This window comes from Aeromonas sp. QDB56 (assembly GCF_027705505.1).
In the GTDB taxonomy this organism is placed as follows: domain Bacteria; phylum Pseudomonadota; class Gammaproteobacteria; order Enterobacterales; family Aeromonadaceae; genus Aeromonas; species Aeromonas caviae.
The window spans coordinates 1-10,973 of record NZ_JAPDBZ010000136.1 but is presented as its reverse complement, the minus strand read 5'-3'; the positions used below and the strand labels follow the sequence as shown (position 1 = coordinate 10,973).

The following is a 10,973-nucleotide window of genomic DNA, read 5'->3' as shown; positions in this document are numbered from 1 at the left end:
AACCAGCGGGGCTGACGCCCCGGCGAAATTCCCCTCCCACCTACGTCGGAGGGAGTCCCCTTTCGCATTTAAGATGGATCCAGACCCACAGCCAGCAGGAGATGAGTTACCCCGCCCTGCACGGCTTCCTGTGCGCCCGTCTGGCGGGGCCCGTAGCCCCCGACTGGCAAGATCCGCTGGCCGGCCTGCTGCCTCATGATGCGGCGCTGGACGAGAAGAGTGCCGAGGCGCTGCATCACCTGATCGCCGAGCTGGAAGCCCAGGCCGACGACGCGCAGCTGGCCCTGCCGAGCCAGTGTCGCCTCTCTACCGACAACCCGGAGCAGGTGTTTGACAAGCGCCATCCTCTGGGCCAATGGAGCTATGGCTTCAGTCAGGGGGTAGCCTGCTGGCCGGCGCCGACCGACCTGAACGATCCGGCGACCCGCTATCGCTTCAGCCTGGTGGCCGAGCTCTGCCTGTTTCGCGACAAGCCCATGGCCATGATGCTGCACCAGGCTACGGCCAGCGAGCCCCCCTTCCTCGATTTTTGCAAGCGTCAACGCCAGCAGATGAAGACGGCCCTCAACCTCCTGCTCGGCCAGGATCACTACGAGGCCGAGCCTGAAGAGAGCCCGTCCCTGGACAACGAGCAGACTCGCCAGTGGCAGCAGTGGTTCGAGCTGGCGGCAGAGAGCCGCGATCCCCTCGCTCGCCTTGGCTGGTTCGAGCGCATCATTGCCGATGCCAACCTCCTGTTCGATGAGGCATTCTGGCAAGCCCACGCGGGCCATGGCTGGCAGGTCCCCGAGGCACGCCCTCTGATCGCGGCCAGGGCCGGTCGAGCCGATTGCCTGCTGCGACTTGGGCAGCTTGGGCAGGCACGGGATGAGTACCTGGCCCTGCTCGCCCTCTGTCGCGCCGACGAGCCCGCTTGCCGCCACCCCCTCTCCACCCTCTATGCCTGGCAAGGGGAATGGGATGCCCTGCAACAACTGCTGGTGCGCTTTGATGAAGCCTCCTGCTGGCTGCTTTACAACAAGGCGTTGATGAGCTTTGTCTGCGAAGGGGAAGCGGCGGCGCGCCCTCATCTGGCGGCGGCAATGGAGGTCAATCCCCATGTGCCCGCCACTTTGCTGGGCCAGCGCCGCTTGCCCAAGCAGGAGCCTCGCCGCTGGCAGGGAGGCAGCCGTGACGAGGCGGCGCTCTACGCCTTGCAGAGTCGCGAGGCCTGGCTGACCCACAACGCCTTGATATGGCTGCGAAAGAGTGCGGGCAAGCAGGCCAGTTGAGACCCCAATTGCCGATTCGATGACAGAACACGTGCGCAAACGCACATTTTTCTGGTGACTGGTCAGACAAATGCCCCTGTGTTACGTATCATCAAGGCCAAAGTATCAAGAGAAACTGCACCCGATGCAGCCGCCACAGCAGGATGTCATATGTCGAAGATCATTGAGCTGCTCGCGCACTACCCTCCTTATCAGCTGGTTCACGCCGCTGAGATGGTGCGCGATACCTTTGAACAGTTTTATCAGCAGCGGTACCAACTCACCGTGCCCCAGTGGCGCCTGATGATGGTGCTCGGCCCCCACTACCCCATCAGCCAGAAGGAACTGGTGGAGGCGAGCGGCATGGACAAGGTACGGATCTCCCGCGAGATCCATCGTCTGGTGGAGAAAGGCATCCTGTTCACCGAGAACAGCGTGCAGGACAAGCGCATCAGCCTGGTCTCCTTCACCCCGGCGGGGCTCACCCTGTTCCAGCAGCTCAAGACGGAGGCGGGAAGCTGGCAGCACACCCTCACCGACTATCTACCGGCCGAGGCGCGTCAGAGCATTCGCCTGCACCTGCAGAGCGTCAGCGATGCCATCGAACAACTTCACCTGCTGGACAACGAGCAACCCTCATGAAGCTGAACAACTTTGCCACCATGGATGTCAACATGCTGCTGAGCCTGGTCAACATGCAGCTGCGTGATCACTACGAGGATCTCGATGATCTTTGCCGGGCGCAGGATCTCGACAAGGAGGCCCTGGTCGCCAGGCTGGCCAGCGGCGATTTCCACTATCAGGAAGATCAGAAGCAGTTCAGATAGGGATCCGGATCACAACCCGACCCATGCCGCTGGCTCCGTCGGCAAAAGCTGCTAAGGTGGTGGCTACCCGGTCCGTTGATGTTCGCAAGAGGTATGGATACATCTTGTTGTCACAGACCGCGGTTAGCCTCTTGTTCACCACCCGCAGCCAAGGATGACCCATGATGCGCCTCATTCGACCAACCAGCCTGATCACCCTCTGCACATTGCTGGTGATCAGCCTCTTCCTTCCCCAGGTCCCCACCAGCGCCGAGCAGTGGCTCACCACCCTGCTGCTGGCCTCCCTCGTGGCGGTCTTTCTGATGGTCGGCAGCGGCTGCCGCCACTTCCTGCGCGAATAACGACACCAGAGCGCGATGACTGCCCAAAAACAACAACGCAGCCCGAGGGCTGCGTTGTTGTTTCAGGATACTGTGGAGGCCCCGAGTCGCATCAGTAAGCCAGGGTTTCCAGCTGCTCCTTGGCCTGCTCGATCCCCTTGGCTTGCGCCTCCGGACCCATGCCCATGCCTTCGGCATAGATGAAGTCCACTTCGGTGATGCCGATGAAGCCCAGCACGGTACGCATGTAGGGGGTCACCAGGTCGGTGGCATTGCCCACGTGCATGCCGCCACGGGGGCTGACCACCAGGGCGCGGGTGTTCTCCACCAGGCCGACCGGACCGGTCTCGGTGTAACGGAAGGTCACGCCGGCACGGGCCACCAGATCGATCCAGTTTTTCAGCTGGGTCGGGATGTTGAAGTTGTACATGGGGGCCGCGATGATCACCAGATCGCTCGCCTTGAGCTCGGCGACCAGCTCGTCGGACTGGGCCAGCACCGCTTGCTGACGCTCGTTCAGGTTCTCGCCACCACGCAGGCCCATGGCCAGCTCGCCGTCCAGCACCGGCAGGTTCAGGGTCGCCAGATCGCGTACCTGGATGGTGTCACCCTGGCGCTCGGCCAGGTAGCCGTCGATCAGGGCGTTGGATTGGGAATACTGGCCCAGGATGCTGGACTTCAGAACGAGGATATTGGCCATGGTGAAACTCCATTTGATTGTCAATTGAACAGCCAGGCTGTCGATGGAGGTCACTATAAAGACTGGCATTAAAGCCTGATAGCGAAAATAGATGCTCAAGTCATTCAAAAAATTTGATGTCTGTGCATTTCCTCGGCAGAGAGGGGCTCATCAAACTCCGCACCCTTGGCATGACAAACGATTGCCGTTATGATCCGCCGCACTTTTTGTACGTGATCCGGATCTCATGACCTCCTCCCGCAGGCACTCCCCCTTTGCCGGCGCCGTCTGGATGATGGTGGCAGGCCTCTGCTTCGCCGCCGTCAACAGCCTGAGCCAGTATGTCAGCTTCACGCTCGGCCTCCCCTCGACCCAGGTCGCCTTTCACCAATATCTGATCGCCCTGGTCTGCCTGCTGCCCTGGCTGGTGCGCCACGGTCTGCGCCAGTCCCTGATGACGAACCAGCTGCGCCTGCACCTGCTGCGGGTCGCCCTGGCGGTGACCGGCATCCAGTTCTGGCTCTGGGCCCTGGCGGTCCCCGTCCCCATCTGGCAGGGGATCGCGCTCTTGATGTCCTCCCCCCTGTTTGCCACCCTGGGATCAGCCCTCTTTCTCAAAGAGCAGGTGAGCCGGGCCCGCATTCTCGCGACCCTGGCGGGGTTTGTGGGCGCCATGCTGATCCTGGCTCCCTGGACCGACGACTTCACCCTGGCCTCCCTGCTGCCGGTGGCGGCCGCCCTCTTCTGGGCAGGCTACTCCTTGCTGGTGCGCTATCAGGCGGCCAGCGAGTCGTCCCACACCATCGTCGTCTACCTGCTCGTCTTCAGCACCCCGTTCAACGCCATGCTGGCGATCCCTGAATGGCAGTGGCCGAGCGAAACCAAGTGGCTGCTGGTGGCCGCCTCGGGCGTACTGTCGGCACTGGCCCAGATGTCCATCGCCCGCGCCTACAGCGTGGCGGAGGCCTCCTTCGTGCAACCTTTCGATTTTGCCAAGCTGCCCATGAACGTGCTGGCCGGCTGGCTGGTATTTGGCTGGGCGCCCCCCGGTCGCTTGTGGCTGGGGGCGGCCATCATCATCGGCGCCATCACCCTGCTCACCCATCTGGAGCAGCGCGCCCACCCACCCACTTCCTGAGGTACGCCATGCGTGCCTCTTTTTTTGCTCACCCGGATCAGCCCTGCTGACCACCGACCTCAGGAGAGATCAGATGTTTGGAACCGCCACCCGCCCCACTGCGACCCGCGCCCTGCTGCTGGGATCAGGCGAACTCGGCAAGGAGGTCGCCATCGAGCTGCAGCGGCTCGGTATCGAGGTGATCGCCGCCGACCGCTATGCCAACGCCCCCGCCATGCAGGTGGCCCACCAGGCCCGCGTGCTGGACATGCTGGATGGTGCCGCCCTGCGCGCCCTGGTGGCCGAGGTCAAGCCCGACCTCATCATCCCCGAGATTGAAGCCATCGCCACCGACACCCTGGCCGCCCTCGAGCAGGAAGGGGTCAAGGTGGTGCCCAATGCCCGCGCCACCCAGCTCACCATGAACCGGGAGGGGATCCGTCGCCTCGCCGCCGAAACCCTGGGACTGCCCACCTCTGCCTACCGCTTTGCCCAGAGCAAGGAGGAGTTTGTGGCCTCCGTCGAGGCCATCGGCTTGCCCTGCGTGGTAAAACCGGTGATGAGCTCCTCCGGCAAGGGGCAGAGCCTGCTGCGCGACCTCGCCAGGCTGGATGAAAGCTGGACCTATGCCCAGGAGGGGGGCCGTGCCGGTCGTGGCAAGGTGATTGTCGAAGGCTTCGTTCCTTTCGAGTACGAGATCACCCTGCTCACGGTGCGCGCCGTCGATGGCATCCACTTCTGCGAGCCTATCGGCCATCGTCAGGAGGATGGCGACTACCGCGAATCCTGGCAGCCCCAGGCCATGAGCGAGCTGGCCCTGGCCCGCTCCAAGGAGGTGGCGGCCAAGGTGGTCGAAGCCCTTGGCGGCTACGGTCTGTTCGGGGTCGAGCTCTTCATCAGGGGTGACGAGGTGTGGTTCAGCGAAGTCTCCCCCCGCCCCCACGACACCGGCATGGTGACCCTGATCTCCCAGGATCTCTCCGAGTTCGCCCTGCACGTGCGCGCCATCCTGGGGCTGCCCGTCGGCACCATCACCCAGTACGGTCCGAGCGCCTCTGCCGTGGTGCTGCGGGAAGGCCACAGCCAGGATATCCGCTATCAGGGGATTGGCGAGGCACTGGCCCTGGTGCCGGGTGCCCAGTTGCGTCTCTTTGGCAAGCCGGAGATCGCCGGTCGTCGTCGCCTCGGGGTGGCGCTCGCCCGTGGACAGGATTGCCAGGAAGCCGTGGAGCAGGCCAAGACGGTGGCAGCCCGGGTAGAAGTACTGTTCTAGGCAATCCGCTTTACCACGCAAAAACAAACGTTTATCTGCGTGATCCGGCGCAAGGGGCAGGTGACTGCCCCTTTCCCATTGAAGCACCAGGCTTATAATCCCCCCTTCACCTATGTCAGGAGTACAAGATGTTAACTGCCGTGATCTTCGATATGGATGGTGTTCTGATCGACTCGGAACCCTTCTGGCAACGGGCACAGATGGCCGTCTTCGCCGAACTGGGCCACTTCCACACCGAGGAGGACTGCAACTCCACCATAGGGGTGCGCATCGATCAGCTGGTGGCCCACTGGTACCGGATCCGCCCCTGGAGCAGCCCCAGCCAGGAAGAGGTAGTACAGCGCATCCTGGATCAGGTGATCGCGCTCATCCTGCAAGAGGGACAGCCCAAGGCCGGGGTGCTGGAAGCCCTCGACCTCATCGAGGCCCAAGGGCTCAAGATCGGGCTCGCCACCTCCTCACCGTTTGCCATGGTCGAGGCGGTGCTCGGCAAACTCGGCATCCAGGACCGTTTCATGGCGGTCCACTCCGCCGAGGTGGAGCGCTTTGGCAAACCCCACCCGGATGTCTATATCCACGCCGCCGAGAAGCTCGGCGTCGAGCCTGTGCACTGTCTCGCCATTGAGGACAGCTTCACCGGCCTGCTGGCGGCCAAGGCAGCCTCCATGACGGCGCTGATCGTGCCGGACCCGGCGCTGGTCGGCGATCCCCGTCTGGCCATCGCCAACCACGAGTTGCGCTCTCTTGCCGAGCTGAACACAGAGATGCTGGCCGGCTGGGTCAAGTAGGCAACACCCTGGCGGACTGACCTCCTGCCTCGCTTGAGCCCGCTCATAAACGTGCGCTTGCTCGCGGTTGCGCCGCCTTGTGGCGACTAGAATCAGCAGGAGCACAGAGACGGCCCACGGGCCCGAGGAGGTCACCATGATCGAGTACACCAGCAAGCGTATCGTCTGCCCCCACTGCGGCCACCACACCCGGGTCGAGCTGGATGCCAGCCAGGGGGATCAGGAGTTCTACGAAGATTGCATGGCCTGCTGCAACCCCATCCACCTGCGGCTGCACCGGGATGAAGCCCGCGACTGCCTGCAACTCTTCGTGGATGCCGACGACGAGCAGCTGTTCTGAATTCCCCTGTCCAGACACAGATAAAAACAAACGGGACCCTGTGGGTCCCGTTTGTTCTGGTGCCATCGTCAGGCTGGATCACGCCTCCCTCAAGCACGCCGCCTTCGCCGACGTCATGGTCGGAACAAACTCCACCACCTGATAATCGGCCGCCTCTGCCTGCTTGAAGGGATCCTCTGCCAGCATCGCCTCCAAGGCGTCTCGGCTCACGCCCTGCGCCAGTATGACGCCCCCGACTCGGGGTACCCGACGCCCGGACGCCAGAAAATGGCCTGCGGCATATTGCCGCTCCAGCCACGCAATGTGGGCCGGGATCAGGGCATCGATCTCCGCCAGCGGTTTCACATAGGTCAATGTCACGACAAACATAGAGAAGTCTCCAAGGCTCTGGGGCGGCGCCTCTTCCACAAGAGGGCGCCTTTCCCGTGATGCCGCCCTCCTCTTCGAACCCTGGGGGCAGCGCTCAGGTGGTTACTGGCGCGCCGCCAGCACCCGCTCCACCGTGTCGACGATGGCCTGGGTCTGGGGGTCTATCTCGATGTTGGTCCGCCAGCCGGCCTTGACCCAGCCCAGGTTGGTCCGGGCCAGGGTCTCGGGGATCAGGTTGACGCAGAACTCGCTGGCGCGCACCTCGCCCACGGTGAGGCTGATGCCGTCGATGCCGATGTAGCCCTTGGTCAGCACGTACTTCATAAGCGCAGGATCGAGGCGATACCACACCTGGCGGTTGTTGGGGGTGTCGATGACCGAGGTCACCTCGGCCGTCCCCATGATATGGCCGGACATGGCATGGCCGCCAATCTCGTCCCCAAAGCGGGCGGCCCGCTCCACGTTGACCTTGTCACCCACCACCAGTTGCCCAAGGTTGGTGAGGCGCAGAGTCTCCTGCATCAGATCGAAGCTGACCAGATCCCCCTCCACCCGGGTGACGGTCAGGCAGCAGCCGTTGTGGGCCACCGAGGCCCCCAGGGCCAGCCCCTCGCCCCAGGCCGGGCTCGGCATGCGGATCACGTGGGTGCGAAAATTGGGCAGTGAATCGATGGCCACCAGTTCGGCGGTCCCTTGTACGATGCCGGTGAACATGAGTCTCTCCAGGCTGTGAAAATTGTCGGCAGGTTACCCCCGGCCACCTTGCAAGACAAGGGTGCCGGCTGACAAGGAGAAGCGCGATCGCTATAGTGACCCCAATCAATCCAGACTGAACGAGGAAACAAAAATGCAGGTATATCAATGCTGTGAAGCCATTCGCATCGCCTACAACCAGATTGGCTCCGGTGAGCAGGGTTATGTGCCCCAGGCCATTGCCGCCAGCATACGGGCGCTCAACGCCGTGGCCTCCGACGAGCGGGTACCGGCGGATCTGCGCGAGCAGGCGGCCTATGCCGCGGCCAACCTGCTGATCAGCGATCACGAAGACGCCTGATCCCGGCTACAAATCTGCCGCCGACCTTCCCCGTTGGCGGTTTTTCAGGCTAGAATGACACCCCCGCATCTTGTCTCCTCAGGACGAGGAGGCAAAAGCCCATCTCTCTTGCCCGCTCTTTCTCTTTTATCTGATCCACTCGGAGGTGTCAGTGCAACGTTATTGGTCCGAGGCGAAGCAGCTCGTTCGTCTAGCCAGCCCCATTCTGGTCGCCCAGGTGGCCCAGATCGCCATGAACTTCGTCGATACCGTGATGGCGGGACAGGTGAGCGCCGTGGATCTTGCCGCCGTGTCGGTGGCGTCCAGCTTCTGGTTGCCGATCATCTTGCTGGTGCAGGGCATCATCATGGCCCTCACCCCCATCGTTTCCCAGCTCAACGGCGCTCGCAAGCAGGACGAGGTGCGCCCCGCCGTGCACCAGGGCTTCTGGCTCGCCCTCATCGTCACGCCCATCGCCATGGTGGCACTCTACTTCAGCCCCCTGGCACTGCAGTTCATGGACGTGGATCCCGTCATGGCGGCCAAGACTGCCGGCTACCTGCACGCCATCCTGTGGGGCCTGCCCGCCTTCGTGATGTTCCAGGTGCTGCGCAACTTCAGTGAGGGGCTCTCCCACACCATGCCGACCATGGTGATCGGGTTCGTGGGGCTCGCGGTCAACATCCCCGCCAACTACATCTTCATTCACGGCCACTTCGGCATGCCGAAACTCGGCGGCGTCGGCTGCGGCGTAGCCACTGCCATCGTGCTCTGGGCCATGCTGCTGGCGATGATCGTCTATGTGAAGTGCTCTGCCCACTTCAAGCGCATCAACCTGTTCGCCCAGCTGGCACGCCCCAACGGCAGCCGGATCTGGCGCCTGTTTCGCCTGGGGTTTCCCATCGCCATGGCCATCTTCTGCGAGGTGACCCTGTTTACCGTGGTGGCCCTGATGCTGGCCCCCTTCGGTGCGGAGACGGTGGCGAGTCACCAGATTGCGCTCAACTTCTCCAGCCTGGTCTTCATGCTGCCCCTCTCCATCGGTGTCGGCGTGACCATCCGGGTCGGTCACAACATAGGGGAAGGTCAACCGGATCAGGCCAGGGTCGCCGCCCGCACCGGCCTGATGCTGGGCATGGGCGTCGCCGCCGCGACCGCCGCCCTCACCGTGCTGCTGCGCGACCCCATCGCGGGGATCTACACCGACGACCTGCAGGTGATCGGCCTCGCCGCCACCCTGCTCTTCTTCGCCGCCATCTACCAGATCTCCGATTCGGTACAGGTGGTGGCCGCGGCGGCCCTGCGCGGTTACAAGGATACCCAGGCCATCTTCTACGTCACCATCGTCGCCTATTGGGGGCTGGGTCTGCCCACCGGCATGATCCTGGGGCTGACCGACTGGGTGGTACCGCGCATGGGCCCGCAGGGCTTCTGGATAGGCTTCATCGTCGGTCTCACCTCCGCCGCCCTGATGCTGGGCGCGCGGCTGCGCGTCATCTACGGCCGCTTCGCCAGCCCCGCGGCCTGCACAGCCCTCTCCCGGGCGCAATAGGGCGCGGCCAGGGGCACGGGGAGCCGCACTTTTGGGGCGGCTCGCCTGTAAAATCAACAGGCTGCACAAGAACTGGGCAAACAGTCTCCTTTGTGCAAGTCCCTTGTTGACAGCCTTGGGGGCCATGGGTAGTATGCCGACCACGCCAGCAGTGCTGGCGGGATAAAACGGGTTTTCAACCCGGTTTATGAAGTGGGTTTATAGCTCAGTTGGTTAGAGCACTACCTTGACATGGTAGGGGTCGTTGGTTCGAATCCAATTAAACCCACCACTTTTCGTGATGCGTCCTTAGCTCAGCTGGTTAGAGCACCACCTTGACATGGTGGGGGTCGGTGGTTCGAGTCCACTAGGACGCACCATGATTGATGATTAGATTTTCGAATACGATGCGTCCTTAGCTCAGCTGGTTAGAGCATCACCTTGACATGGTGGGGGTCGGTGGTTCGAGTCCACTAGGACGCACCATTCGAAAACAGTACATCAATAGAAACAATATCTTGCGTCCTTAGCTCAGCTGGTTAGAGCACCACCTTGACATGGTGGGGGTCGGTGGTTCGAGTCCACTAGGACGCACCAAATTCACAAAAATCCCCCTTTCGAGCGGGATTTTTTGCTTTGTGTCGCATTAGTTTTTTCGATTCAAAAATCAGGCGTCATCCGACACTATTTTTTGCCTCGTGCCTAGAAAAGGCACTTCCGTGCCCAATGTCATAGGCACCGCCTGATCTCATCAAACCCAAGCCAGACCCCTATCCTATCGGGCGCAGCCCCAAAATCGTTGCTCATTGGTGGCCATTCTTTATCTCGTGCCTAACAAATTTGATCCCGTGCCCAATTCACTAGGCACAATGAAGTGTTGCAGTGCAGCTTGATGGCCCCTACCCCATAACATCAAGCGAACGAGAAGAGTCAGCAGGCCCTACGCCTGCAGGATGCTTTTAGCGGTATCCATGCGGTACTTCTGTTTGGCGATTTACAAGATCCCCTGAATCCATCAAAGCATAGCTACTAGGCCGTGTATCCATGGCGGAGCGAGGGTGGCTATAACGGATTAATTGCAACACAGAGAAAAACCGCAGGCTATCCAGTAAAAATACCGAAATATCAATTAATTAAGGAGAGCACCAGACCTGATATCATGCCTTTGACGTGGTTCAAAGAGATTGATTCGATGGGGAAAAAACGACGACATCGTCATAGGTCGCCAGTCATTTACACGACTACAACATGGCGTCCAAGACATGCTGCTCGCTCACTCAATCAGATAATAAAAGTGGTGGCAAAAATTCATCATACTTGGCAACGTCATGTCCACGTTGATGAGGAAGAGTATGATGAGGCTGCTTTTTTTGTAACGGTTCACCCAGACCAGTTGACAGGTAAAAAATGAGACGATCGTCCGGTGATCCACTATTGCCTCTTGCG

13 protein-coding genes and 4 tRNA genes are annotated in these 10,973 nt (G+C 61.6%); 14 read left to right on the top strand and 3 right to left on the bottom strand.

The window, feature by feature from the left end; genetic code table 11:
* The first annotated feature begins 101 nt into the window (after positions 1 to 101).
* The 4 genes from OKB81_RS16765 to OKB81_RS16750 all read left to right on the top strand — a co-directional run bounded on the left by OKB81_RS16765 (position 102) and on the right by OKB81_RS16750 (position 2,418).
* Positions 102 to 1,271: a UPF0149 family protein gene (locus OKB81_RS16765; protein WP_010674640.1), complete on the top strand. Its 1,170-nt coding sequence runs from the start codon at positions 102 to 104 to the stop codon at positions 1,269 to 1,271.
* A gap of 150 nt (positions 1,272 to 1,421) precedes the next feature.
* On the top strand, positions 1,422 to 1,892 hold the full coding sequence (locus OKB81_RS16760; protein ID WP_010674639.1) for a MarR family winged helix-turn-helix transcriptional regulator: 471 nt from the start codon (positions 1,422 to 1,424) through the stop codon (positions 1,890 to 1,892).
* A complete protein-coding gene (locus OKB81_RS16755) occupies positions 1,889 to 2,077 on the top strand; it encodes a DUF4250 domain-containing protein (protein ID WP_043155974.1) in 189 nt (62 codons plus the stop codon). Before OKB81_RS16760 ends, OKB81_RS16755 begins: the two co-directional genes overlap by 4 nt.
* 161 nt (positions 2,078 to 2,238) lie before the next feature.
* Positions 2,239 to 2,418 carry a hypothetical protein gene (locus OKB81_RS16750; protein WP_049636389.1) on the top strand — a complete coding sequence of 60 codons (180 nt, stop codon included), beginning with the start codon at positions 2,239 to 2,241 and terminating at the stop codon, positions 2,416 to 2,418.
* Positions 2,419 to 2,509: 91 nt separating this feature from the next.
* Here the strand turns inward: OKB81_RS16750 and OKB81_RS16745 are convergent, their stop codons facing one another.
* Entirely contained in the window at positions 2,510 to 3,097 is a 588-nt protein-coding gene (locus tag OKB81_RS16745) for an FMN-dependent NADH-azoreductase (RefSeq protein ID WP_010674635.1), read from the bottom strand.
* Positions 3,098 to 3,323: 226 nt separating this feature from the next.
* Between OKB81_RS16745 and OKB81_RS16740 the strand changes: the two genes are divergently transcribed.
* The 4 genes from OKB81_RS16740 (at position 3,324) to OKB81_RS16725 (ending at position 6,594) form a co-directional block, all read left to right on the top strand.
* Positions 3,324 to 4,214 (top strand): DMT family transporter, encoded by an 891-nt coding sequence (locus OKB81_RS16740; RefSeq protein ID WP_160839095.1) that lies wholly within the window; start codon positions 3,324 to 3,326, stop codon positions 4,212 to 4,214.
* A gap of 73 nt (positions 4,215 to 4,287) precedes the next feature.
* Positions 4,288 to 5,466: a formate-dependent phosphoribosylglycinamide formyltransferase gene (purT, locus tag OKB81_RS16735; RefSeq protein ID WP_052814503.1), complete on the top strand. Its 1,179-nt coding sequence runs from the start codon at positions 4,288 to 4,290 to the stop codon at positions 5,464 to 5,466.
* A gap of 128 nt (positions 5,467 to 5,594) precedes the next feature.
* A complete protein-coding gene (gene hxpB, locus OKB81_RS16730; RefSeq protein ID WP_043155976.1) occupies positions 5,595 to 6,254 on the top strand; it encodes a hexitol phosphatase HxpB in 660 nt (219 codons plus the stop codon).
* 136 nt (positions 6,255 to 6,390) lie between these two features.
* Positions 6,391 to 6,594, top strand: coding sequence for a CPXCG motif-containing cysteine-rich protein (locus OKB81_RS16725; RefSeq protein ID WP_005336871.1), 204 nt, complete (start codon positions 6,391 to 6,393; stop codon positions 6,592 to 6,594).
* Between the two features lie 78 nt (positions 6,595 to 6,672).
* Here the strand turns inward: OKB81_RS16725 and OKB81_RS16720 are convergent, their stop codons facing one another.
* Entirely contained in the window at positions 6,673 to 6,963 is a 291-nt protein-coding gene (locus OKB81_RS16720; RefSeq protein WP_029314482.1) for a YciI family protein, read from the bottom strand.
* 102 nt (positions 6,964 to 7,065) lie between these two features.
* Complete coding sequence (locus OKB81_RS16715; RefSeq protein ID WP_039039091.1) at positions 7,066 to 7,677, bottom strand: riboflavin synthase; 612 nt, start codon at positions 7,675 to 7,677, stop codon at positions 7,066 to 7,068.
* Between the two features lie 133 nt (positions 7,678 to 7,810).
* On the opposite strand from OKB81_RS16715, the gene OKB81_RS16710 reads away from it, so the two are divergent.
* The 6 genes from OKB81_RS16710 to OKB81_RS16685 all read left to right on the top strand — a co-directional run bounded on the left by OKB81_RS16710 (position 7,811) and on the right by OKB81_RS16685 (position 10,124).
* Entirely contained in the window at positions 7,811 to 8,017 is a 207-nt protein-coding gene (locus OKB81_RS16710; protein ID WP_010674629.1) for a YaeP family protein, read from the top strand.
* Between the two features lie 151 nt (positions 8,018 to 8,168).
* Complete coding sequence (locus OKB81_RS16705) at positions 8,169 to 9,548, top strand: MATE family efflux transporter (protein WP_029314480.1); 1,380 nt, start codon at positions 8,169 to 8,171, stop codon at positions 9,546 to 9,548.
* A gap of 194 nt (positions 9,549 to 9,742) precedes the next feature.
* A tRNA-Val gene (locus OKB81_RS16700) sits at positions 9,743 to 9,819 on the top strand.
* An 11-nt stretch (positions 9,820 to 9,830) separates the two neighbouring features.
* Positions 9,831 to 9,907: transfer RNA gene (locus OKB81_RS16695), tRNA-Val, on the top strand.
* Positions 9,908 to 9,936: 29 nt separating this feature from the next.
* A tRNA-Val gene (locus OKB81_RS16690) sits at positions 9,937 to 10,013 on the top strand.
* 34 nt (positions 10,014 to 10,047) lie between these two features.
* Positions 10,048 to 10,124 (top strand) — tRNA-Val (locus OKB81_RS16685).
* The last annotated feature ends 849 nt before the right edge of the window (positions 10,125 to 10,973 follow it).